The sequence below is a fragment of the Kerstersia gyiorum genome (genome assembly GCF_004216755.1).
In the GTDB taxonomy this organism is placed as follows: Bacteria; Pseudomonadota; Gammaproteobacteria; order Burkholderiales; family Burkholderiaceae_B; genus Kerstersia; species Kerstersia gyiorum.
In genome coordinates, this window is sequence record NZ_SGWZ01000003.1 from 323,308 (window position 1) to 345,404 (window position 22,097).

The window sequence follows — 22,097 nt, forward strand, 5'->3', positions numbered from 1 at the left end:
TCAGTCTGGAAAAAAGGGGTTCCCCGCATCCATGCGGAGACAGGAAGGGAGCAACCAACAAAAGAACCGCTGCCGCTGCCATGACGCTAGTCACCGGCAGCCCGGGCTGCCGCCTGTCCGGGATCGAATCGGCCGTCGTACAGCTGGTCGCCATATTCCTGCGCCTGGTTTTCGAACATGACACGGGCCTCGCGCGAGAATGGCTGGCGCAGGGAGAACACCGCGCCGGTGCTGAACGACTCGTAGGCCGCCAGGATTTCCTTGCCGGCGGCATACAACTGTGCATTCTTCTGCGTGCAGGCCAGAAGCTGGCCCTGCGTTTCCTCCTGGCTGGCCAGCAGGGCCTTGCGCTGGGTTTCGGCAGCACGCGCCATGCCCAGCAGCTCTTCGTAGGCTTGCCTGTACTTGTCTAGCTGTTCGTGGCTGGCCGCAACCTGTGCGCGGGCGCTGGCGTAGGCGGCATCCTGGCGCGATTGCAACTGGCCAGCCTGCTGGCGCGCCTGCACCAGCTCCTGCCTGAGGCTATCGCGCTCTTTGTAGGCCGCATCGCGCTGCGCCTCGGCCGCGCCTATCGCCGCATTCAGCTGCGCCTGCTGGCTCTGCAATTGCTGCAACTGCTGCGTCGTGGAACGCAGCTGGGTGCGCAGGCGCTCTTCCATGCTCTGCGCATTCTGCGCCTGCGCCGGCAGCGCGGCGCAGAACAGCGCCGCCGCCAGCACGCGCAGGCCGGCGATCAATGGGGCTGGACGTTTCATCATGATCAGAACCGTGCGTTGACTTCAAGCTGCAGGACGTCGATGGACAACGGTGCGCCCGAGACTTCCTTGGAGCTGCTCCAGCGCAGCTGGCCATAGACGTTTTTCTCGAAGGCATAGCCCGCGCCGATGATGTAACCGCGCGCGTTGGTACCGCCCAGGTGGAAGCTGGAATCGTTGTAGGCATCGGGCAGCGCATCCGGCTCGATGTAGCGGTAGCTTGCGAACACCTGCCAGTCTCCCTTGTCGTTCAGGCCATAGCCGTTGCCCAACGCTGCCTGAACCAGCCAGGCGTTCGGACCGCTGTCGATTCCGACGCGCACATCGTTGTCGTTGTAGATACCGTTGGACGCGATGAAATCCGTACCATGGCGAGTACTGCGTTCTTCCATCCGGCGCTTGCTGAATGCCAGGTTGCGCACATAGTTGCCAGTGACTCGCAGGCCCAGGCCATTGAGCACGCGGGTGTCCCAGCGCAGGTTCAGGTCCAGCAGGTTGAATTTGGAAGCCAGGCCCACATACTGGTATTCGTTCCACGACTTGGTGCTGGATGGCTGCCAGTCGCGCAGCAGCATCAGGGTATTGCCCTTCTGCATGAAGGCGGGACGCGACCAGTCGGTATCGCAGGCGGATTCCGTCAGCGGGTCACAAGGGGAGGAAAGCTGCCCCAGCGTATTGTCATAGTAGTAATAGGCCAGCGCCCCGCGCAGCGTGTTGCTGGCATTTATCTTCCAGTCCGCGCCGGCCTGGGCGCCGAACAGCCATTTGTTCTCGCTGTCGCCTTCGCTCATGTCGCTCCAATTGAAGGGGCCATGGGCATACTCGAGCGCGAACGCGCCCAACGTACCGAACCAGGTCACGGGACGGCCCGCCGGCGCATGCCTGAACACGGCCGAAACGCCATCGAAATTCAGGTCGCCGGCATACAGCATATCGGTGGACACGAAGGGATTGGCGGCACGCCCTGCGGTCAGCGTGACCCAATCGGCAGGGCTGTACTTCAGGTAGGCCTGGTCCAGCCAGATGTCTTTTTTCTCCATGCCGCCGCCCAGCGTTGTCGTGGTGGAAACCGGGCTGCTGGTGCTGCCGCTGGCCAGGCGGATACCCGCCTGCCACTGCTCGGCGAGCTGCACCTTCACACCCAGCCCGGCGCGGATGCGCCATTGGTTGCGACGGTCCTTGCGTGCGTTCAGATAAGGAATGTCGTGCGCATAGACCGGCTTGCCGCTGTCGTCATAGACGTTGAACAAGGTTGGGCCGGCGGAATTGAACTTGGCGAAGTTGATGATGAGATCGCTGTTGCCGCCATCGAAAAAGTGGGATTCGTCGCGCACTCGCATGTCGCCTTCCACGGTAATGCGCGACACCCAGTCCGGGAAGGTATTGGGCTGCGCCCAGTTTTCCGCCTGGGCCTGCGCCATGACATCGGCGCGCACGTCCTGACGTATCTGCTCGCGCACGGTTTCGGGGATATACGGCACGCGCACATCGCCAGGCTGGGCGAGGGCCGCACCCGTAGCCGCCACCGGCACGCCTGCCGCCGCCGTGCCGCGCGCCTGCGCGGCTTCTGCCTCGGCCTGCCGGACCAGCGCTTCGGCCTGGTCTTTCTGGATAACGCCCTGCTCCACCAGCAGGCGGATCAGATTGATGGTGGCATTGTCCGAGGGAGCCGCTACCTGGGCCAGCGCCTGGCCGCTGCCCAGCGCCATGGCGATCGCCAAGGTGCAGGCCAGCCGGGTCGGTTGCAATTTCATTTTCAGAATCTCCGGAAGGAATATCTTGTTGCGACGGAATGACAGCTTCATGAAGGCCGCCTGCTGTTGAGAACGGCACGCACCGGCATGGCCAGCGAGGCCGGCGGGCGCTGATCCAGGGCAGGCACGTCGCGCAAGGCGGCAATCACCTTGGCGTCTATGCCTGCGTCGCCGCTGGAACGGACCAGCTCGACACGCGCCACCTGCCCCGTTTCCGTCAGCCAGATGCTGACCTGTACGCGATAGGCCAGGGTGCGTGTGCGTTCGTCTTCACGCAGGATCTTCTGCAGCGCGTAGCTCATGTACTGGCCGTAGGTAGCATTGCCAACGCGCCCACCACCACCGCTACCAGCCATGCCACGACCACTGCCGGCGGCGATATTGAAGGCGTCGCTGCCGGCCTGCGCGCTGGCATCCATTTCCATGGCCTGAGCCATGTCATCCGCAGGGGAAGGCGCTTCTTCCGGCTGTGGTTCCTCGGCCGGCACGGGTTCGGGTTCAGGCTCGGGCTCTACCAGTTCTTCGGGCGGCGGTTCTTCCGGCTCCGGAGGCGGCGGCTCAGGCTCGGGGGGAGGTGGCGGCGGCGGTGGCAGCGGGATGATCGCCGTCATGTCCGGCGCCTTGCGCTGTACGCTGCTCAGGCCGCTGGCCCACTGCCAGACGGCGTAGCCCAGCACGCCCACGACCACCAGCGCAACGACCAGCTTGCCGGCGCGGCGCCGGCGCGCACGGCGTGCGTCATCCTGCGCGCCAGTACCCAGCAGGTCGGCGAATTCATCGCGGGGCGCCGGCGCAGCTTGTTTTTTCGGCTCAGTCACAATGCCTCACCCCGTTATTGCGGCTTGCCGGTCACCAGGCCGACCTGGCTCAGTTCCAGCCGGCGCAACAGATCCAGCACTTCAACCACCTTGGCGTACTGCACCACCTGGTCGCCGCGCACGATGACCGGGAAATCCGGGTTCAGTGCCTTTTCCGTGCGCAGCCTGTCCTCCAGCTCAGGCAGGGTCACCGGGTAGGCATCCAGAAACACCTGGCCGACGTCATTGATGGAAATCGCCTTGGTCTTGGCCTGCGATAGCGACACCGATGAACTGGCCTTGGGCAGGTCCACCTTGATGCCGGACACCTGTGCCGTGGCCGTCAGGATGAAAATCACCAGGACCACCAGCAGGACGTCCACCAGGGGCGTGATATTGATGCCGTCGACCAGCGCGCCGTCGTCGTCATCCTGGGAAGAAGCGGAAGCCATGTCCATTCCTCCTCAGGCAGCCTGCGGCTCAGGGGCGGCAAAGCGCACCTGGCCAGCACCGCTGGTTTCGGCCAGGCGCGTGACGAACTCGTCGACAAAGACACGCATGTCCGCATTGACGTTCCGGTTGCGCGAGGCCAGCCGGTTGTAGCCGAACAAGGCGGGAATGGCGACGAACAGGCCCATGGCCGTTGCCAGCAGCGCAGCCGCCATGCCCGGGGCAATCGCATTGATGTTCACGTCACCGGCCATGGCCGTGCCCAGGAACACCACCATGATGCCCAGCACCGTGCCCAGCAGGCCGATATAGGGGCCGCCGGCAATGGCGTTCGATAAGGTCCCCAGCCGTGCCCCCAGTTGCTGGTTTTCACGGGTGCGCGTGGTTTCCATAGATACGCGCACGGACTCGATGGTGGCCGGGGAAATCGCCGACATATCCATGCCCTGGCTGCGGCGCACCCGCAGCTCGTTGATCGCCGTTTCATACAGGCGCCAGAGCGACGCATCCTTCAGTTTGGCCGCCAGCGGTTCGTTGTCCGCCATCATTTCCAGGCGGCTGCCGACCTTGGAGAAGGCTTGACGGAAAGCGTCGTTGGCCCGCTCGACGCGGCCCACGCGGCGGCTCTTGGCAATCATGATGATCCACGACTGGATCATCATGAACACAAGCACGGCAATCACGACCCAGGCGTCTATAGGCACGGATTTCACCAGAAAGGCCAGGCCGCCCAGGTTGAAGCCGGACTGCTCTTCGTCCGCACCGTACTGCACCAGGCGCGATTCGCTGCCCTGCGCCGTGGCATCGGCCAGGATCAACGCGGCAGGACGGGCGATTTTCGACAGGCGGATTTCATCCAGCGCACCGACAAACGGCGCATAGGCCGATACAGCCGGTGCCACCGGGCTGCCTTCCGCAGACAAGACTGGCACGGTGGGAACGTCCCCGCCCAACGCGGCGGCCGTGGCCAGCGGCGGCAGGTTCGCGGCCAGCGCCGTGCTCTGGCGGCCATTGACATAGAGCTTGACCTGACCGTCTTCGGCCGTCACGGCCAGATGCTGCCAGGCCCCGGCAGCCAGCGGCTGGCCGGGCTGCGAGCGCTGGCCGTTGACCTCTACGAAAGGGATGCCCTGGCTGCTGCCGATCAGCAGCGAATTGCCGGCGTCGCGGCGTGCATAGATCAATTGTTCGCCAGCAGGCTGGTCGGCCCGCACCCAGGCGCTGAAGGTAAATGCACCGGCTGCCGGAATGGCCAGTGACGGACTCGCGGGCAACATCAACGGCGCACCGCCGACAAACTGCGCGGCGCGGCCGACCACGCCATCGACCAGGCCTGCGGCCGGGGTCTGTGCATGGTTGCCGTAAGCCGTGGTGTCACGCGCCGGCGCTTCGGCCGGACCGTTGAAATGATAGACCAGCGTGTAGTTGGGGTCGAAACTCAGTTGCCCGTTGGCAACCGCCGGCGCCGCCGGGTTGCCGTAATACATCCAGATGTCCTGGCGCTGCGCGCCAGCAACTTCAGGCACGTCCACCCAGACCAGCGCCATACCCAGCAAGGGATCGAAGGTTTCGATCTGGTAATTCAGGACAGTGCGGTCATCGGCAGCCACAAAGCGCAGGTCGGCACCGTTTTCGGCCACGCCATCAAAAATGAAATTGCCCGTATGCAGGCGCACCAGCAATGGCGTGCGGCCGACGTTTTCCGTTATCGCCGCGCCCTGTGGCGTGGTATCCACGGCAATCTGCTTGCGGAATTGCCAGTCTGGCTGCCACCAGGCGCTGGCCACCGCAGGAAGGATACTGGCCAGGCAGGCCAGTACCAGCATGATCAAGCGTTGCATGATAGTCGTACTCCGAAATCCGTCATCCGGATGGTTGAATCAAAGAAGCCTAGAAATTGGCCCGCAGGTTGAAATGCAAGCGCGGGTGATATCTGCGAGTCTCGGAGCCGGCATAGAGCGGATAGGCCCAGTCCAGGTTGGCCGACAACCAATCCATGACCTGCATCCGGGTGCCCAGGCCGACGCTGCCTAGGTGGAAAATGCGCTGCTGTTCAGGCAACGGGTCGCGCAGGCGCAGCCCGGCCCACTCGGCAAACACATGCCAGCGCCAATCAGTGACGGCGTTGCCCAGCCAAGCGCCCAGCGACGGCGTGCGCAATTCCATGGAACCCAGCAAGCCTTCATCCGCACTGGCTTCCGCCGCAAGATAGCCGCGCACACTGTTGGCACCGCCGGCAGAGAACTGCTCGTTGGACACCAGGGCCCCGGAAGCCACCTGGAAGCTGCCACGCAGATACAGCTGCCAATCGCGTCCCAGGCCCTGGTTGTGCGTCATATCCCCCTTGAAAACAGCGAAGCTCGGGCTGGCGAGATAGCGCTTGTAGTCAAAGTCGCGCCAATCGCTGTTCAGGCCGAACATGGAACGCGTGGCGGTCACCAGGCTGAGCCCCAGCGTGCTCTGCGCGCTGTCCGCATAGCGGTAGCCGTTATAGGAAAGCGTGATAGGTACGTAGGTCAGCGGCACCGTGTCGTCCACATTGCCGAAACGCACGGTTTCGTCGAAATCCTTGTAGTCGGCCCCGATTCCCAGCGAGTGATGCCAATCTCCCTGGCCTGGCACGGTATAGGTAGCGGCAACGCCAAAGGAGTGGCCCTTGCCCAGCACGTTGGTGCCGCCCACCGTGGCGACCTTACTGTCGGAGCTGTAGCCCGCCACCTGCAAGCTCCAGTCACGCGACAGCGGCAGGGAGTAAGAGCCCGAAAAAACCTTGAGCTTGCTGATTTCCTGGGGAGCCGTGAAGAAGCTCAGGGACACGGAATGCCCGCGCTGCCACAGGTTGTCATGCCCCACGCTGAGCACCGCCCGCAACTTGCGGGTATCGGCACTGTAGTCATTGTTCAGGCCGGCACTGACATACCAGGGGCGCTTGTCTTCGACTTGCAGGTCGACATCCATGGTGCCGGGTATCCGGCCTTCCCGTACCAGCGGCAGCACCTGGCGGCTAGCCGTCTGGTTAAGTTCAGTCAGCTGGGCCTGCGCCGCATTGAAATCGGGCACCTCGCCTTCACGCAGCGCCGGCACTTCGTCACGTATCGCCAACGGTGAATAATGCCTGGCGCCCACTACCTTCAGGCGCCCGACTCGGGTTTCGGCAACCTGCAGGATGACCACGCCGCCCTGAACGGATTGCTCGGGCAGGTCCACATACACAGACTGGTAGCCGTGCTCGTGATAGACCGTCTGCAGCGCATCGCGTGCCGCCTCGATATCTTCCAGCGTGCGTTGCGGCCCCATATGCGGATAGACGGCCGCTTCGATGGTCTTGTTATCGAGCACCGTATTGCCGCGCACGATGAATTCGTTGATATTGACGCGCCGGACGTCATCCCCGGCAGGCGCCGCATCCTGCGCTTGCGCGGCCATATGCACGCCCAGCAGCAGCATGACGGCACAGGCCCCCCGCTGGCACGCCGAAAAGCCGGTAATGTTGGATTGATGCATGGAAAAGCACTCGTCCTCGTGAAATAGCCCTCCATGCGCGATTCGCATGGGTTTGGCTACTAGACGTTCCAGCGCCGTCGAACCGATGCAATGTCATAAAAAATTCATCAGGCGCGCCTGGCTCCACGGGCACACTTTCCCTACTTTCCCCTCTTCGCCCATTGCTTGCCGCCTGCGGTGTCCCCGGAACCCCCGCAGACCAGGAGCCCCGCCATGCCCGTTCGCCGGCTACCCTGCTTTCCCTTTTCCCCCAGCCATGACGCCTGGCTGCGCCTGGCCGCCAGCGTGCCCTTGGCCTGGCTGCTGGCCGCCACGCTGCCGGTTGCCGCGGCCCAGCCCAGCGCGGACGACACCGCCACGCCCGCCACAGCCAGCGAATCCAGGGCCTGTGTGGAGGTTGAGGTCGATGGCTATCGCGGGTTGTCATATGACTGCCTGAGCCAGCAGATGACCCCGCCCCCCTCCAACCAGTCCCCCGCCGCGGACACCACGCCGTCGGAAGCGCCGCTGCGGCAAGCGCCCAATCAGATCGGTATTCCCACGCCGGCCACGCTGAGCAACCGCATGGGCAACCAGCTCGGTCATTCCATCACGCCCCAGCGCCCGCCACGCTCGCCCGACGCCCGCTGACAGACAACCAGGGCCCCTGCGGAAACGGCAAGCGGGCTGCCAGCCTCGCAGAGCAGTGCGTGAAACACACTGCTAATGTGCAAAACATCAACTTTTCGTCATCCATCGGCACTCCTACACTTGCTCCATCAAGAATCAACGAGCGAATGAGAAAGTGTCTCAGCAATTGGCTTCACCGGCTTCCGCCAGCCCGCGCCTTTCCCGCCCGGTCCAATGGCTGGGTCGCTGCGCCGGACAGTTCTGGCTTTTCACCCCACGCAACGGCTATATCCTGCGGTCCACCCTGGCCGCAGCCCTGGCATTGGTGGTGGCCTATCTGCTGGACCTGGAAATGCCCTATTCCGCGGCATCCACGGTCCTGCTGGTGATCAATCCAGTCCAGGGCGCCGTGATCGGCAAAGGCGCCTGGCGCATCATCGGTACGATTGCCGGCATGCTGGTCGCATTCATCCTGATGTCCGTGGCCGGCCAGATGCCCCTGCTTTTCCTGCTCGGTTTCGGATGCTGGCTCGGGCTTTGCGTCGCCGGCATGACCTTGCTGCGGCACTTCCGCGCCTCCGGCGTCGTGGTCGCGGGCTACACCATCGGCCTGGCCACCTACGGCGCCATGGGGCACCCTGAAGCGACGTTCGAGCATGTCATGGGACGGGGTTCGACCGTCGTCATCGGCGTCATGTGCCTGGGCCTGGTCACGGCCTTGATGAGCCGGCGCAGCGTGCGCGGCCGCCTGGCAGCACTGTATGCAAAACTGGCTGGCAACGCCGCTGGCGCCATTGCCAGCCAGCACGGTGACGCCACGGCTGCGGCGACGCGCCGCCTCGGGGTCCTGGGCGACATTTATGCGCTGGACGACCTGCTCGCCGTAGGCAAGGCCGAATCCGAAGAACTGGCCCAGCGCGCAGCCGGTGTACGCCATGGCATGGCCTCGCTGTTCGGCGCGCTGGCCGGCGGCGCCATGCCGCTGGCTGCCGACAGCGCCAGCGCCAAGGCTGTGCAGCGCCTGCAGGCGCCGCTGCAACAAGCCTGGGAACAGGCAGCCGCACGGCTGGAACAAGGTGCAGAAGGCGCCGGCGCGGCGCGTACACTGCTGCTGCAGGCACGACGCCAGTTCATTTCGGCGCTGCAGGACACAGACCTGCACCACCCGGCCCAGGAAGCCGCGCTGCTTATCGCCGCAGACCGCCTGCTCGAACAGCTTGATGCCTACCTGGGGGCGCTGGCCGGGCTTTCCGCGCTGTCCAGCCGCCCCGTGCAGGGCCGCCTCGCTCCCGTGCGCTTTCATCGCGACTGGGGTGGCGCGTTGCGCAACGGCGTACGCTCCATGCTTGCCATCGTTCTGGCGGGATTGTTCTGGCTACAGACCGGCTGGAGCTACGGCGACATGATGCTGCTGGTACTGGCCCCCTACTGCGCCCTGCTGGCCACGGCAGGCAATCCGGCAGCGGGTGCCTGGCAATTCGTCAAAGGCACGATCTGGGCCGTGCCTGCCGCATTCGTCTGTTCCTTCCTGATCTTCCCCCTTCTCGACGGATTGCCCCTGTTGCTGCTGACGCTGGCGCTGTTCTGGCTGCCCGGCATCCACGCAACCAGCGTGCCCCATCGCGCGCTCGCAGGACTGGCCTATCTGGTGGCTTTCAATACCCTGGCTGCAGCCGGCAACCCCATGCACTACGGCCTGCTCGACTTCCTGAATTTCTCGGCCGCCTGGATACTTGCAACCCTGTTCGTCGTCCTGGTGTTCCAGCTCATCCTGCCGCGCAATCCAGCGCGGGACCAGATCCGCCTGCGCCATGCGATCCGGGACGACAGCCTGGCGCTATTGCGCGGCCGGGGTGCGATGGCACAAGCCTGGCAACAACGCCAGCAGCATCGTATCGCCCAGCTTGGCGCCCAACTGAAAGGACACCCCGAGCTCATGCTGCAGGCCGTCAGCGATGCCATCGCCGCCCTGCATACCGGGCGTGAAGTACTGCGCATCCGGCACCAGCTGCGGCATGCCGCCCTGCCAGCCACCGCTCGCAAACAAGTCCATAACGGTTTGGCAAAGATGGCCCGTACCGCCAGAAGCGCACGCCACCCCTCCCGCTGCGCCATCCATGCGCGCCGTTGCGCCCGCCAGCTCGCCGCACTGCTGGCGCATTGCCCGGTCACGGCCCGCCGTGATGTGCAGCGCGCCCTGGCGGCCTTCACCGACATGGACGCGCTATTGCGCCGCCATGCCGCCTACTTCGACACGACGTCATGACCTGGAGCCACTCATGCTGAGTGAATTCGCCCTGGCCGGTATCTACATGCCGCCCTTTTTCTTCTATGCCTGCGTGACCATCCCGGTCTATCTCATCATGCGCTCCCTGCTGGCCCGCAGCGGCCTGCTGCGGCGCGTCTGGCACCCTGCACTATTCGAATTCGCCGTCTCCCTGATCCTGCTCGCCGCACTGATCCTCTATCTCTGACCGCCCCGCTTTTCCGAGCTGTTGAACCATGATGAAACCCCTGTTCCGCAATCTCTCGCGCATTCTTCTGACCCTGGCCATCCTGGTGGCGGCAGCCTTTCTGGTGCGCGCCCTCTGGCAAACCTATGTACTGGCGCCCTGGACCCGGGATGGCCGGGTCAGCGCCCATGTCGTGCAAAGCGCGCCCGAAGTCTCGGGCACGGTCGTCGAGGTCGCCGTCCGCGACAACCAGTATGTCCGGCAGGGAGAAGTGCTGTATCGCATCTCCCCGCAACGCTTCGAGCTGGCCGTGGAAGAAGCCCGCGCCAGGCTGGCTGCGGCCGAAGAAACCCTGCGCCAGCGCCTGGACGAGTCGCGGCGCCGCCATGGCCTGGACGATATCCTCCCGCGCGAGGACATCCAGCGCGCCGGACGCTCCGTCGCCATTGCCCGCACCCAGGTACGCCAGGCCCAGGCCAGCCTTGAAGTCGCCGAACTGGATCTGGCGCGCAGCGTCATAACGGCGCCAGTGGAAGGCTATATCACGCACCTGCGTCTGCAGGCCGGAGATTACGCGGTCTCGGGGCAGCCGAACCTCACCCTGCTGGACGCCAACAGCTTCTGGGTCACGGGATACTTCGAGGAAACCAAGCTGCCCAGCATCCGCAGCGGCGCCACCGCCCGCATCCGGCTGATGGGGCACGACGAAGAGATCGAGGGCCATGTCGAATCCATAGGCCGCGGCATTGCCGACGAAAACGATGTGCCGGATTCCCATGGCCTGCCTGCCGTGAATCCGACCTTCAGCTGGGTGCGCCTGGCCCAGCGCATTCCCGTGCGCATCGCGCTCGACAAGGTTCCGGAACACATTGTTCTTGCCGCCGGCATGACCTGCAGCGTGGCCGTTGACGAACCTGGTGCAGGCCCGAGCGCCCATGGCAGGCTTGCCTCCTGGCTGAGCACCATCCTGTAAGGAGCACGACGTGAAACACCTGTCCCTGCCCCGCCGCGCCCGTTTCCTGGGCCTGCTGCCAGCCGCCACCCTGGCCGCCTGCGCAGCAGTTGGCCCGGATTACCAGCCCTATGTCCCGCCTCACCCCCAGACATGGTCGGCCACCACCGCCACAACGGAGGATGCATCAACGCTGCAGCGCTGGTGGCAATCCTTCGAAGATCCGGTGCTCGATACGCTGGTTCGGCTGGCGCTGCGCCACAACCAGGACCTGGCCATGGCGCGCGAGCGCCTGGTTCAAGCCCGTGCGGAACGCGATCAGGTCGCGGCCGGACTGCTGCCATCCATCGGCGCCGGTGCGGACGCCACGGCCCAACGCTCGGCCACCGCGCTGGATTATCCGCCCGGCATCGGCGAATCCCGCGCCTATCGCCTGGGGCTGGATGCCAGTTGGGAAATCGACATCTTTGGCGGGCGCCGGCGCGCACTCGAATCCGCCGACGCCTATGCCGATGCCGTCAGCGAAGACAGCCACGCGGTGCTGCAAAGCCTGCTGGCGGAGCTGGCCAACGCCTATGCCACGCTGCGCGCCACCGAAGCGCGGCAGCACATCGCCCACGCCCATGTCGCCACGCTGGCAGAAACCGAAACCCTGACCGAACGCTTGCTGGAACATGGGCTGGCGACAGGCCATGAAGTCTCGCAAGCCCGCGCCGAGCGTGAATTGGGTGAAGCCAGGCTGCCGGCGCTGCAGGCAGACGCCACCCGCCTGCGCCATGCCATTGCGGTACTGGCCGGCGGCTACCCGGCGGCGCTTGATGACCTGCTCGCCCCGGATGCCGCGCCTGCCTCCCAACCGCAGGCGCCGCACCTGCCTGCCATACTGCCGTCAGAGATGCTGCGCCAACGCCCGGATATCCGCGCAGCGGAACGGCGGCTGGCAGCTGCCACGGCAGATATCGGCGTTGCCACGGCGGAACGCTTCCCGCGTTTTGTCATTCCACTGGGCCTGGATACGACGGCCAGCCTGGTGCACCAGCTGTTTTCCCACGCCAGCCTGGCATGGTCGGCTGGCGTGGCGGCAAGCCAATCCGTCTATGACGGCGGCCATGCCGAAGCCGCTGTCCGGGCAGCGGCCGCACGAGCGGAGCAGGCCCGCCTGGGCTATGAGAAGAGCGTGCGCCTGGCATTCAAGGATGTCGAGGACGCTCTGGTTGGGCTGGATGCGGAAACCCGCCGGCAGCAATCCCTGAGGAATGCCGTCAGCGACAGCCAGGATGCGCTGGCCCAGGCCACCCGTCGCTATCGCAGCGGCCTGGCGACCTATCTCAGCGTGCTGTCGGCCCAGCAATCCACCTACCAGGCCCAGGATGCGCTGGCCTTGAGCCAGCTGGCCCATACCAGGCACGCCATCGGCCTTTACAAGGCGCTGGGCGCTGGCTGGCAATCCATTGCCGAAGAAATGCCGGCAACCCGGCCTATCGCAGCGATGCCCGGCCAGCAAGAAGCCTTCCCCGCAGGCCGCCTGTCCGTGGCGCGCCAGCACTGATCCCTGGTGTTTTGTGAATGGAGCCCGACATGCCCGCCAAGCCCGCTGCCTTCCATCTCCACGACGTCTGGCAGTTTCCCTTGTGCCGCCTGCGCCCAGGCCCATGCATGCCTGGCTATGCCCGGCAATGGGGGGATGAATTACTCGCCTTGATGCAGCTGGCGCACCCTTTCATTCTGGTCTACCCCGATTTCACGGGCGAGGAAACGGCGCCTGACCGCCAGTATCGCGAACAATGGCTGCGCCACCACGGCGAACTGCTGTTGCGCTGGTGCCTGGCCCTGATCGTGGTCCGCAGCGGAAAGAAGCAAGCCGATGATGCCAGCCCTCGGGCGCAGTCCTCCCTGCAGCTGTTCGATGGCCTGGCGCTGCACCTGCATCACGCCGATTCGCCCTACCATGCCGCCCTGATCAGCCACCGACTGGCCGGCATGCAGCCGGCCCTGGTGCGCCGCAACCAGACCGCCGCCAGTGAGTGGCACAACGTCGGCTGACGCGACGCGTCTCAAGCGCCCCGGCTGCGCTTGAGACGTTCGATCAATAAGGGGTCATAGGCCGGCGAACGTACCCGGCGGCGATCGGCTTGTACTTCGGCCAGCGGCGCTTCCAACTGCACCATACTGTCGGGCGCCTCCAGCGCCAGGCGCTGGTAGATCAGCGTACCCTCGCGTTTCCAGGCGATATCCTGCTCGGAAAGCTGGCGCACCACCCGCGCAGGCGAACCAAGCGCCAGGTGCCCGTCCGGGATTTCCATGCCGGCCTTGACGAAAGCCATGGCACCGACGATGGCATTGGCGCCTATTACCGCACGGTCCATGACCACCGAATTCATGCCTACCATGGCATTGCGCCCCACGGTGCAGCCGTGCAGGATGGCACCATGGCCGATATGCCCCTCCTCCGCCACGATGACGTCGGCATCGGGAAAACTATGGGCCACACAGTTGTCCTGGATGTTGGAACCAGCCTCCAGAACAATGCGGCCAAAGTCGCCGCGCAACACCGCGCCCGGCCCGACATAGCAGGCAGGCCCGATGATGACGTCGCCAATGAGCGTAGCCGACGGATGCAGCCACGCGCTCGGGTGCGCCACCGGCACCACGCCATCGAAAGAAAATATCTGTGCCATGGCTGCGTTCCGCCTTATTGCCAGGCCTTGGCGACCATGGTCAGGACGTCATACTGGGCAACCAGCTTGCCGTCCTGATTGGTCACGATGCAATCCCAGCGAACTTCGCCATGTTCGGCGCTGCTGCGCGGGTTGATCTCCTTGCAGGTCAAGCGCACGCCCAGCGTATCGCCCGCGTATACCGGCGTCAGGAAGCGCAGGTTGTCCACGCCATAATTGGCCAGGACGGGGCCCGGCGCCGGGTCCACGAACAAGCCGGCAGCGAAGGAAACGATGAGATAGCCGTGGGCGACACGGCCATCGAAGAAGGGGTTGGCCTTGGCTGCCGCTTCGTCCATGTGCGCGTAGAAGGTATCACCGGTGAAATTGGCAAAGTGCTCGATGTCATCCAGCGTGACCGTGCGCTTGGCCGTCACCAGTTGATCGCCGATCTGCAGTTCCGCCAGCGACTTGCGGAACGGATGGCGGCCGTCGTTCTGCGCCGGTGCGCCGTCAAGCCAGCGTCCGGTCACGGCAGCCAGCAACGCCGGCGCACCCTGTACGCCGGTGCGCTGCATGTAGTGCATGACGCTGCGCAGGCCGCCCAGTTCCTCGCCGCCGCCCGCGCGGCCCGGTCCGCCGTGCACCACGCCAGGCACGGGCGAACCGTGGCCAGTGGAGCTGCGCGCGCTGGCACGGTTGCCGATCATGACCCGGCCATGGTACGGGGCGATGCCCAGCACCACGGTCTCGGCCACGGCGGCATCATTGGTGAAGAGCGAGGCCACCAGGCTGCCCTGGCCACGGCGCACCAATTCAATGGCTTCATCCAGCGTGTCATAAGGCATGATGGTGCTGACAGGTCCGAACGCCTCGACTTCGTGCACCTTGCGGGCAGCCAGCGGCTGTTCGCACAGCAGAACCACCGGTGCATAGAAAGCGCTGCCAACCGTATCGGCCTGTGCGGCATCGCCCACGACGACGCGAGCCTCGGCCAGCAGTTCCTGCACGCGTTCCTGTACCTCGACGCGCTGATCGGGGCTGGCCAGCGGGCCCATGGTGACGCCTTCGGTCGTAGGATTGCCCACCACAACCTTGGCCAGCGCGGCACGCAAGGCCTCGACCACGGCTTCGGTATGGGCGCGCGGCACGATCACGCGACGGATGGCCGTGCACTTCTGCCCGGCCTTGGTGGTCATTTCGTTGACGACTTCGCGCACGAACAGCTTGAACTCTTCCGAATCCGGTCCGGCATCGGTCCCCAGCACGGAGGCATTCAGGCTGTCGGCCTCCATGTTGAAACGCACCGAATTGGCCACGATGGCGCGGCCGGTCTTGAGTTTGTGCCCGGTTGCCGCCGAACCGGTGAATGTCACGACGTCCTGGCCGGCAACATGGTCCAGCAGATCGCCGGTGCTGCCGCAGATCAGTTGCAATGCGCCTTCGGGCAGCAGGCCCGTATCGAGGATGCGGCGCACCATCAGCTCGGTCAGATAGGCCGTCTGGCTGGCGGGTTTCACAATGGCCGGCATCCCTGCCAGCCAGGTCGGAGCCAGTTTTTCCAGCATGCCCCAGCACGGGAAGTTGAACGCGTTGATATGCACCGCCACGCCTTGCAGCGGCGAGAGAATATGCTGCGCGCTGAAACTGCCATCCTTGGACAGACGCTCTACCGTGCCATCAACCAGTACGCGAGTGTTGGGCAATTCACGACGACCCTTGGAGGCGTAGGACAGCAGGGTGCCAATACCGCCTTCGATGTCCACCCAGCTATCCACGCGCGTCGCGCCGGTACGCGAGGAAAGCGCATAGAGTTCTTCCTTCACTTCCAGCAACGCCAGGCCGATGGCCTTGATCATGCTGGCGCGCTCGTGGAAGGTCATGCCGCGCAGTGCCGCGCCACCCGCCTTGCGGCCATGCGCCAGGATGGCCTGGTAATCAAGGCCAGTGGCGTCGATCACGGCAACCGGTTCGCCGGTCGAGGCATCCAGCAGAGTCTGGCCCGTACCGGTGCCGGCGGTCCACTTGCCGCAGACATAGCTTTCCAGCCGGCGCGGGGAGTGAGTAGATGTGCTCATGAAGCTTTCCTTCTTAATCCTGTTACAGGAAAAGCACAGGCAGCCAACGGCTGCCCATGCCTTGTCAGTATGTGTCGTCGCCACGCAACCGGAGCAGGCCAGAGAGCAGCCAGCCCCGTCTCATGGCTCGGCCCGTGGCTACAGTTCCAGCGCCGCCAGGCATTCGTCCAGCCGCTGCTCCCAGCGCGTGAGCAGGACTTCGTTAGGCTCGTGGCGCAGCCCGAAACGGGCCAGGGTGTCATAGCGCGCCGAACCGGCGTGGCCAAAGGTGGCAGCCACCCGCGGGCGCCAGTAGGCGATGGATGCCAAGGCATCGGCCCGGCCTTCGGGGTCGGCCACGATGCGTTCCAGGCCTTCCAGGCCCAGTTCCGCATGGCGCCGCTCACGCGGCTCGATGTCACGGAAGACCTCGGCCAGCGGGCCGTAGGACACGCGCGTAAATTCCTCGAACTGGATGCCGGCCGCCAGGCCTTGCAGCACGTTCATGACCACGGCATCGGTCCAGCCGGTGAAGGGGTAGTGGAACACCGACAGGCGCATATCGGCGCCATGGCGCGTCGTGCCGAGATCGGCGTCGCGCGCCACGCGCGCCGCCCAGTCATGCTGGCGCTGGTAGCGTTCGACATCGGTGCCGAAGGTCTGCATGACGTTAAGCACGCGTTCGGCGTGGTCTGCCTTTTCCAGCGTGATGCGGCTAGCGGCGATGCGTTCGCGGATGCCGGGCGCGTAGTTGATCGACGCGGCAAAGCCTGCCGATGCCGCCAGTTCGCTATCCACGAAAGAGGACATCAGCCGCATCAGCTCGCCGCGGTAGCGAGGCGGCGCATTGCCTGGCGACGTCAGGACACCGCCCTGCGCCAGGTAGTCTTCGATATTCATGGTTTCGGACATGGATTGTCTCCTCCCGCCGCTCATTTATTCATCGAAACTGACGACCACACGGTCGCTCAGCGGGAAGCCCTGGCAGCTCAGCACATAGCCCTGTTCGACTTCGTAGTCTTCCAGCGCATGGTTGATCGCCATTTCGACTTCACCTTCCAGCACCTTGCACTTGCAGGTGGAGCAAACCCCCGCCTTGCAGGCATAAGGCGCATCCATGCTGTTTTCCAGCGCCGCATCCAGGATGCTCTGGCCCTGCTTGGGGAAGTTGAAGCTGCGCACCACGCCATCCAGCGTGACTGTGGCGTCGCATACACCGACATTGGCGGTCGCCGCAGCCGAATTTTCCTTGCGGCGCGCCTTGCCCGGCTGGGCCGAGGCGAACAATTCGAACTTGATGCGTTCCTTGGGCATGCCGTTGCCCGCCAACGCATCGGCGATAGCCAGCATCATGGGCTCCGGACCACAGATGAACGCAGTATGCACCGACTTCAGGTCGATCCAGCGACGGAACAGTTCGTCGCATTTCTGGCGGTCCAGGTGACCGGTGAACAGGTCGATTTCCTGGCCTTCGCTGTTGAACACGTGAATGACTGAGAACCGGCCCAGGTATTCATTCTTGAGGTCTTCGAGTTCCTCGCGGAACATCACCGTGCTGATCTGGCGATTGGCATAGACCAGCGTGAAGCTGGACTTGGGTTCACGCGCCAGCGTGCTCTTGATGATGGACAGCACCGGCGTGATGCCGCTACCGCCTGCAAAACCCAGGTAATGGCGGGCATTGTCGGGTTCGAGCGGAATATGAAAGCTGCCCATCGGCGGCATGGCTTCCAGGACTTCGCCCGGCTTGAGCTCGGTATTGGCCCAGCTGGAGAATGCCCCGCCATCCACGCGCTTGATGCCGACGCGCAAGGCGCCTTCATCCAGCCCGGAACAGATGGAATAGGAGCGGCGCAACTCATCGCCGTCGAATGCGCGACGGAAGGTCAGATACTGGCCCGGAATGAAATTGAACAGTTCGCCGTCTTCCGCGCGCGGCTTGAGCGTCACGACGACGGCGTCACGCGTTTCGCGGCGCACGTCGACAACTTGCAAGGGGTGAAAGCGTGCCATGGTCTCCTCGCTGGCTAGGCTTCTCTATGCATTTGGTTCAAATGCACTTGAAATAATCAAAAGGCTCCAGGCAATCCAGGCAGCGGTAGCTGGCCTTGCATGGTGTGGAGCCGAACTGGCTGACCCTGGCGGTGTGTTTGGAACCACAGTGCGGACAGGTAACGGACGGGCCGTTTTCCTGGCGCAGCCAGATCCGCTTGCCCGCGCCGGCCGCAGCCGCATCGCCGGCCTCTTCCACCGGCGGCGCGATGCCATAGCCACGCAGGCTTTCCCTGGCCTTGTCACTCATCCAGTCGGATGTCCAGGGAGGCGAGAGCTGGCGCTCCAGACGCAGGTCAGTCACGCCATGGGCCCGCAGCGCCGCTTCGATATCTTCATTGATGACGGTCGTGGCCGGGCAACCCGAGTAGGTCGGTGTCACCACCACCACCAGGGTCTCCCCGTCGTAGCGGACGTCGCGGATGATGCCCAGATCCACCAGTGAAATCACGGGAATCTCGGGATCAGGCACGCCTTCCAGCCACTGCCATACCTGCTCGATTTCGGGACGCGACAGGATATCCATGGCGCGCTCCGCTACCAGGTGCAGCCGGGGTAGGCGCGTTGCAGGAACTGCATTTCCGCCAGGATGAAGCCCAGGTGTTCGGTGTGGCGCCCCTGCTTGCCGCCACGGTGGGCATAGGTACTGTCCGGCACCTTCAGCGTGGCCTGCTCCATCACGTCGCGCACGGTCTGCATCCAGGCGTCGCGCAGCGATGCAGGCGCCGGCGCAATGCCGGCCTGCGCCACTTCGTCATCACAGGCATCGCCCAGGAACATTTCCCCGGTGTACGACCACAGGTCATCCAGCGCGGTCTGCATGCGTTTGTGGCTTTCGGCCGTGCCATCGCCCAGGCGGATCACCATTTCACTGGTACGGTCCAGGTGATAGCTGACTTCCTTGATGGCCTTGCCAGCAATTTCCGCGACGCGCGCATCACTGGATTCCAGCAGGGCTTCGAGTTGCAGGATGTGCCAGGCATCGAACAGGAACTGGCGCATCAGCGTATGTGCGTAGTCACCGTTGGGTTGTTCGACCAGCAGCAGGTTGCGGAATGCCACGGCGTCGCGCAGGTAGGCAAGATCGTCTGCAGTCCGTCCTTCGTCTTCGACTTCAGCAGCCAGTCCCAGCCAGAACTGCGTCTGCCCGATCAGGTCCAGCGCCACGTTGGCCATGGCGATGTCTTCTTCCAGGACGGGCGAATGTCCGCACCATTCCGAAATGCGGTGCCCGAGAATCAGCGTGCTATCGCCCATGCGCAGCAGGAATTCGCGCAGCGCCTGGGTCGAGGCTTGTTGGACGATGGTAGTCATTACATGTGCCCCACTTCTTCAGGAATTTTGAAAAAGGTCGGGTGACGATAGACCTTGGAGTTGGACGGTTCGAACAGCGGGCCCTTCTTGGAAGGAACGCTGGCGACGATGTCGTCCGACTTCACTGCCCAGATGCTGACGCCCTCATTGCGGCGCGTATAGACATCGCGGGCGTTGTTGATCGCCATCTCGGCGTCCGGCGCATGCAGGCTGCCGACGTGACGATGGTTCAGGCCGTGCTGGCCACGGATGAAGATTTCCCACAGGGGCCATTCTTGCGACATGATGATTTGCTCCAAATAGTTTTTTCGATGTATCCGGGGCTGGCGCGTCAGGCGGCCAGCTTGCGCAGGCGTTGCTTGTCGGCATGCGCAGCCAGGCCCTCGCGGAACCAGGCGCCGTCTTCCCATGCCTTGACGCGCGCGCCCAGGCGTTCGCGGTTGCACGGGCCGTTGCCGGCGAGCACTTCGAAAAACTCATTCCAATCGGGCTCGGAGAAGTCATGCGCACCGCGCTCTTCGTTCCAGACCAGGTTCTCGTCCGGAATGGTCAGGCCCAGGTACTTGGCCTGCGGCACGGTCTGGTCAACGAATTTCTGGCGCAGCTCATCGTTGGTATTGATCTTGATCTTCCAGGCCATGGATTGCGCCGAGTGGACCGAATCCTTGTCGGACGGCCCGAACATCATCAACGCCGGGTACCAGAAGCGGTTCAGCGCATCCTGGGCCATGGCTTTCTGTTCGGGGCTGCCGGCGCACATCTTCATCATGATGTCGTAGCCCTGACGCTGGTGGAAGCTTTCTTCCTTGCAGATGCGGATCATGGCGCGGCTGTACGGGCCATAGGACGTGCGTTGCAGCGGCACCTGGTTCATGATGGCGGCGCCGTCAACCAGCCAGCCCACTGCGCCGATGTCGGCCCAGTTCAGCGTCGGGTAGTTGAAGATGGAGGAATACTTCATCTTGCCCGCGTGCAGCAGCTCGACCAGTTCGTCGCGGCTGACACCGAGCGTTTCGGCCGCACAGTACAGGTACAGGCCATGGCCGGCCTCATCCTGCACCTTGGCCAGCAGGATGGCCTTGCGCTCCAGCGTGGGCGCACGCGTGATCCAGTTGCCTTCAGGCAGCTGGCCCACCACTTCCGAGTGGGCGTGCTGGCCAACCTGGCGGATCAAAGTCTTGCGATAGGCTTCGGGCATCCATTCCTTGGGCTCGATTTTTTCGCCACGCTCGATGCGCGCCATGAACTCGCGTTCCTGTTCCGACATTTCTTCGACGCTGCGCACGCGATCGCTGTCGGTCTTAATCATTTGTGCATACATGGTCTGGCCTCCGTACCTTGATAGGCTTTAATTAAGGGGCTTTCAAACACGCTCGATAATCATCGCGATACCCTGCCCCACGCCGATGCACATGGTGCACAGCGCATAGCGGCCGCCCTGGCGGCGCAGCTGGTAGGCAGCGGTGGTCGCCAGGCGAGCGCCGCTCATGCCGAGCGGATGGCCGATGGCAATCGCGCCGCCGTTCGGGTTGACGTGCCCGGCGTCATCGGGCAAGCCCAGCTGACGCAGCACGGCCAATGCCTGGGAAGCAAAGGCTTCATTCAGTTCGATCAGGTCCATGTCCTTGATGGACAGGCCGGCGCGCTGCAGCACGCGGCGGCTGGCCTCTACCGGGCCAATACCCATGACGCGGGGCTCGACACCCGCGGCCGCCATGGCGACCACACGCGCCAGCGGGCGCATGCCCTGCTGTTGCGCTGCCGCCTCGGAAGCGATGACCAATGCACAGGCGCCGTCGTTCACGCCCGAGGCGTTGCCTGCGGTGACGGTCAGGCCGGCGCCATTGACGCCCTTGAGGCGCGCAAGCTGTTCCAGGCTGGTGCCGGGACGCGGATGCTCATCGCGCTCGACGATGATGGCGTCGCCCTTTTTCTGCGGAATGGTGACCGGTACGATTTCTTCGGCAAAGATGCCGGCTTCGTTGGCCGCGGCCCAGCGGGCCTGGCTGCGCACGGCAAAGGCATCCTGGTCGTCACGGCTGATGCCGAAGTCTGCCGCGACGTTATCCGCCGTTTGCGGCATGGTATCGACGCCGAACTCGGCCTTCATTTTCGGGTTGACGAAGCGCCAGCCGATGGTGGTGTCATAAACAGCATTGGCACGGGAGAAGGCGCTTTCGGCTTTGGGCATGACGAAGGGCGCGCGGCTCATGCTTTCAACGCCGCCAGCAACGACGAAGTCGCAATCGCCGGCACGAATGGAGCGCGCGGCCAGGCCGACCGCATCCAGACCGGAGCCACACAGGCGGTTCACGGTGGTGGCCGGAACGCCGATAGGCATGCCCGACAGCAGGACGGCCATGCGGGCGACGTTGCGGTTGTCTTCGCCTGCCTGGTTGGCACAGCCGAAGATGAGATCGTCAACTTTGGACCAGTCGGCATTCGGGTGGCGTTGCATGAGCGCCGCCAGCGGTACGGCGGCCAGATCATCGGCGCGGACCGAGGACAGGGCGCCGCCATAGCGCCCAACGGGCGTGCGTACGGCATCACAGATAAAAGCTTCCGTCATGGATTCCTTCTCCCTGGTTGGCCGGAGCAGCCATTCGCTGACCGACCGGACGGTTATAGTATTCTCTATGTGCTATTAAGCACCGAAAAGCATCACAATTCAATAGGGGTTTCCGATTAATTTGTAATGTTTCAGTATGATGAAGCTGTTGTGGATGTGGTGTTTACGGGAGAG

Annotated in this window: 21 protein-coding genes; 6 read left to right on the forward strand and 15 right to left on the reverse strand. The window is 64.2% G+C overall.

Annotation, left to right across the window (positions count from 1 at the left end):
- Nucleotides 1–86: 86 nt before the first annotated feature.
- From EV679_RS11330 to EV679_RS11355, 6 genes are read right to left on the reverse strand one after another with little or no spacing between them, the layout of a single operon-like run.
- Entirely contained in the window at nucleotides 87–758 is a 672-nt protein-coding gene (locus tag EV679_RS11330) for a hypothetical protein (protein WP_068371754.1), read from the reverse strand.
- A gap of 2 nt (nucleotides 759–760) precedes the next feature.
- The gene (locus tag EV679_RS11335; RefSeq protein ID WP_068372066.1) at nucleotides 761–2,509 is read right to left on the reverse strand and encodes a putative porin; all 1,749 of its coding nucleotides are present in this window, start codon (nucleotides 2,507–2,509) and stop codon (nucleotides 761–763) included.
- Nucleotides 2,510–2,556: 47 nt separating this feature from the next.
- A complete protein-coding gene (locus EV679_RS11340) occupies nucleotides 2,557–3,327 on the reverse strand; it encodes an energy transducer TonB family protein (protein ID WP_238591388.1) in 771 nt (256 codons plus the stop codon).
- A gap of 14 nt (nucleotides 3,328–3,341) precedes the next feature.
- The gene (locus tag EV679_RS11345; RefSeq protein WP_068372060.1) at nucleotides 3,342–3,758 is read right to left on the reverse strand and encodes an ExbD/TolR family protein; all 417 of its coding nucleotides are present in this window, start codon (nucleotides 3,756–3,758) and stop codon (nucleotides 3,342–3,344) included.
- A gap of 12 nt (nucleotides 3,759–3,770) precedes the next feature.
- Entirely contained in the window at nucleotides 3,771–5,597 is a 1,827-nt protein-coding gene (locus EV679_RS11350) for a DUF2341 domain-containing protein (RefSeq protein ID WP_068371751.1), read from the reverse strand.
- A 49-nt stretch (nucleotides 5,598–5,646) separates the two neighbouring features.
- Nucleotides 5,647–7,260, reverse strand: a complete 1,614-nt coding sequence (locus EV679_RS11355; RefSeq protein ID WP_207224919.1) for a ShlB/FhaC/HecB family hemolysin secretion/activation protein — start codon at nucleotides 7,258–7,260, stop codon at nucleotides 5,647–5,649.
- Between the two features lie 213 nt (nucleotides 7,261–7,473).
- Here EV679_RS11355 and EV679_RS11360 point away from each other — a divergent pair, with 213 nt between their 5' ends.
- From EV679_RS11360 to EV679_RS11385, 6 genes are all read left to right on the forward strand, one after another.
- Entirely contained in the window at nucleotides 7,474–7,890 is a 417-nt protein-coding gene (locus EV679_RS11360) for a hypothetical protein (RefSeq protein ID WP_130487265.1), read from the forward strand.
- A 154-nt stretch (nucleotides 7,891–8,044) separates the two neighbouring features.
- Entirely contained in the window at nucleotides 8,045–10,135 is a 2,091-nt protein-coding gene (locus EV679_RS11365; protein WP_130487266.1) for an FUSC family protein, read from the forward strand.
- A gap of 13 nt (nucleotides 10,136–10,148) precedes the next feature.
- Complete coding sequence (locus tag EV679_RS11370; protein WP_068371745.1) at nucleotides 10,149–10,343, forward strand: DUF1656 domain-containing protein; 195 nt, start codon at nucleotides 10,149–10,151, stop codon at nucleotides 10,341–10,343.
- A 28-nt stretch (nucleotides 10,344–10,371) separates the two neighbouring features.
- Complete coding sequence (locus EV679_RS11375) at nucleotides 10,372–11,295, forward strand: HlyD family secretion protein (protein ID WP_238591387.1); 924 nt, start codon at nucleotides 10,372–10,374, stop codon at nucleotides 11,293–11,295.
- A 10-nt stretch (nucleotides 11,296–11,305) separates the two neighbouring features.
- Nucleotides 11,306–12,823: an efflux transporter outer membrane subunit gene (locus EV679_RS11380; RefSeq protein WP_130487267.1), complete on the forward strand. Its 1,518-nt coding sequence runs from the start codon at nucleotides 11,306–11,308 to the stop codon at nucleotides 12,821–12,823.
- 29 nt (nucleotides 12,824–12,852) lie between these two features.
- On the forward strand, nucleotides 12,853–13,317 hold the full coding sequence (locus EV679_RS11385; protein WP_068371736.1) for a hypothetical protein: 465 nt from the start codon (nucleotides 12,853–12,855) through the stop codon (nucleotides 13,315–13,317).
- A gap of 11 nt (nucleotides 13,318–13,328) precedes the next feature.
- Here the strand turns inward: EV679_RS11385 and EV679_RS11390 are convergent, their stop codons facing one another.
- The 9 genes from EV679_RS11390 to pcaF all read right to left on the reverse strand — a co-directional run bounded on the left by EV679_RS11390 (nucleotide 13,329) and on the right by pcaF (nucleotide 21,923).
- Nucleotides 13,329–13,952 carry an acyltransferase gene (locus tag EV679_RS11390; protein WP_068371733.1) on the reverse strand — a complete coding sequence of 208 codons (624 nt, stop codon included), beginning with the start codon at nucleotides 13,950–13,952 and terminating at the stop codon, nucleotides 13,329–13,331.
- A 14-nt stretch (nucleotides 13,953–13,966) separates the two neighbouring features.
- Nucleotides 13,967–16,009, reverse strand: coding sequence for a phenylacetic acid degradation bifunctional protein PaaZ (gene paaZ / locus EV679_RS11395; RefSeq protein ID WP_130487268.1), 2,043 nt, complete (start codon nucleotides 16,007–16,009; stop codon nucleotides 13,967–13,969).
- Nucleotides 16,010–16,147: 138 nt separating this feature from the next.
- Nucleotides 16,148–16,900: a Phenylacetic acid catabolic protein gene (locus tag EV679_RS11400; RefSeq protein ID WP_130487269.1), complete on the reverse strand. Its 753-nt coding sequence runs from the start codon at nucleotides 16,898–16,900 to the stop codon at nucleotides 16,148–16,150.
- A gap of 24 nt (nucleotides 16,901–16,924) precedes the next feature.
- Entirely contained in the window at nucleotides 16,925–18,001 is a 1,077-nt protein-coding gene (paaE, locus tag EV679_RS11405; RefSeq protein WP_068371724.1) for a 1,2-phenylacetyl-CoA epoxidase subunit PaaE, read from the reverse strand.
- Between the two features lie 37 nt (nucleotides 18,002–18,038).
- Nucleotides 18,039–18,566, reverse strand: a complete 528-nt coding sequence (gene paaD, locus EV679_RS11410; protein WP_068371721.1) for a 1,2-phenylacetyl-CoA epoxidase subunit PaaD — start codon at nucleotides 18,564–18,566, stop codon at nucleotides 18,039–18,041.
- A gap of 11 nt (nucleotides 18,567–18,577) precedes the next feature.
- Nucleotides 18,578–19,354 (reverse strand): 1,2-phenylacetyl-CoA epoxidase subunit PaaC, encoded by a 777-nt coding sequence (paaC, locus tag EV679_RS11415; protein WP_068371719.1) that lies wholly within the window; start codon nucleotides 19,352–19,354, stop codon nucleotides 18,578–18,580.
- Entirely contained in the window at nucleotides 19,354–19,638 is a 285-nt protein-coding gene (gene paaB / locus EV679_RS11420) for a 1,2-phenylacetyl-CoA epoxidase subunit PaaB (protein ID WP_068372050.1), read from the reverse strand. Before paaB ends, paaC begins: the two co-directional genes overlap by 1 nt.
- A 47-nt stretch (nucleotides 19,639–19,685) precedes the next feature.
- Nucleotides 19,686–20,675 carry a 1,2-phenylacetyl-CoA epoxidase subunit PaaA gene (paaA, locus tag EV679_RS11425; protein ID WP_068371717.1) on the reverse strand — a complete coding sequence of 330 codons (990 nt, stop codon included), beginning with the start codon at nucleotides 20,673–20,675 and terminating at the stop codon, nucleotides 19,686–19,688.
- A 42-nt stretch (nucleotides 20,676–20,717) separates the two neighbouring features.
- Nucleotides 20,718–21,923, reverse strand: a complete 1,206-nt coding sequence (gene pcaF, locus EV679_RS11430) for a 3-oxoadipyl-CoA thiolase (protein ID WP_068371713.1) — start codon at nucleotides 21,921–21,923, stop codon at nucleotides 20,718–20,720.
- Between the last annotated feature and the right edge of the window lie 174 nt (nucleotides 21,924–22,097).

What these genes read in the sequence shown, in the direction of transcription:
- EV679_RS11330 (WP_068371754.1), bottom strand. Translation starts at nt 758, where the DNA reads ATGATGAAACGTCCAGCCCCATTGATCGCCGGCCTGCGCGTGCTGGCG.
- EV679_RS11335 (WP_068372066.1), bottom strand. Translation starts at nt 2,509, where the DNA reads ATGAAATTGCAACCGACCCGGCTGGCCTGCACCTTGGCGATCGCCATG.
- EV679_RS11345 (WP_068372060.1), bottom strand. Translation starts at nt 3,758, where the DNA reads ATGGCTTCCGCTTCTTCCCAGGATGACGACGACGGCGCGCTGGTCGAC.
- EV679_RS11350 (WP_068371751.1), bottom strand. Translation starts at nt 5,597, where the DNA reads ATGCAACGCTTGATCATGCTGGTACTGGCCTGCCTGGCCAGTATCCTT.
- EV679_RS11355 (WP_207224919.1), bottom strand. Translation starts at nt 7,260, where the DNA reads ATGCATCAATCCAACATTACCGGCTTTTCGGCGTGCCAGCGGGGGGCC.
- EV679_RS11360 (WP_130487265.1), top strand. Translation starts at nt 7,474, where the DNA reads ATGCCCGTTCGCCGGCTACCCTGCTTTCCCTTTTCCCCCAGCCATGAC.
- EV679_RS11370 (WP_068371745.1), top strand. Translation starts at nt 10,149, where the DNA reads ATGCTGAGTGAATTCGCCCTGGCCGGTATCTACATGCCGCCCTTTTTC.
- EV679_RS11375 (WP_238591387.1), top strand. Translation starts at nt 10,372, where the DNA reads ATGATGAAACCCCTGTTCCGCAATCTCTCGCGCATTCTTCTGACCCTG.
- EV679_RS11385 (WP_068371736.1), top strand. Translation starts at nt 12,853, where the DNA reads ATGCCCGCCAAGCCCGCTGCCTTCCATCTCCACGACGTCTGGCAGTTT.
- EV679_RS11390 (WP_068371733.1), bottom strand. Translation starts at nt 13,952, where the DNA reads ATGGCACAGATATTTTCTTTCGATGGCGTGGTGCCGGTGGCGCACCCG.
- paaZ (WP_130487268.1), bottom strand. Translation starts at nt 16,009, where the DNA reads ATGAGCACATCTACTCACTCCCCGCGCCGGCTGGAAAGCTATGTCTGC.
- EV679_RS11400 (WP_130487269.1), bottom strand. Translation starts at nt 16,900, where the DNA reads ATGTCCGAAACCATGAATATCGAAGACTACCTGGCGCAGGGCGGTGTC.
- paaE (WP_068371724.1), bottom strand. Translation starts at nt 18,001, where the DNA reads ATGGCACGCTTTCACCCCTTGCAAGTTGTCGACGTGCGCCGCGAAACG.
- paaD (WP_068371721.1), bottom strand. Translation starts at nt 18,566, where the DNA reads ATGGATATCCTGTCGCGTCCCGAAATCGAGCAGGTATGGCAGTGGCTG.
- paaC (WP_068371719.1), bottom strand. Translation starts at nt 19,354, where the DNA reads ATGACTACCATCGTCCAACAAGCCTCGACCCAGGCGCTGCGCGAATTC.
- paaB (WP_068372050.1), bottom strand. Translation starts at nt 19,638, where the DNA reads ATGTCGCAAGAATGGCCCCTGTGGGAAATCTTCATCCGTGGCCAGCAC.
- paaA (WP_068371717.1), bottom strand. Translation starts at nt 20,675, where the DNA reads ATGTATGCACAAATGATTAAGACCGACAGCGATCGCGTGCGCAGCGTC.
- pcaF (WP_068371713.1), bottom strand. Translation starts at nt 21,923, where the DNA reads ATGACGGAAGCTTTTATCTGTGATGCCGTACGCACGCCCGTTGGGCGC.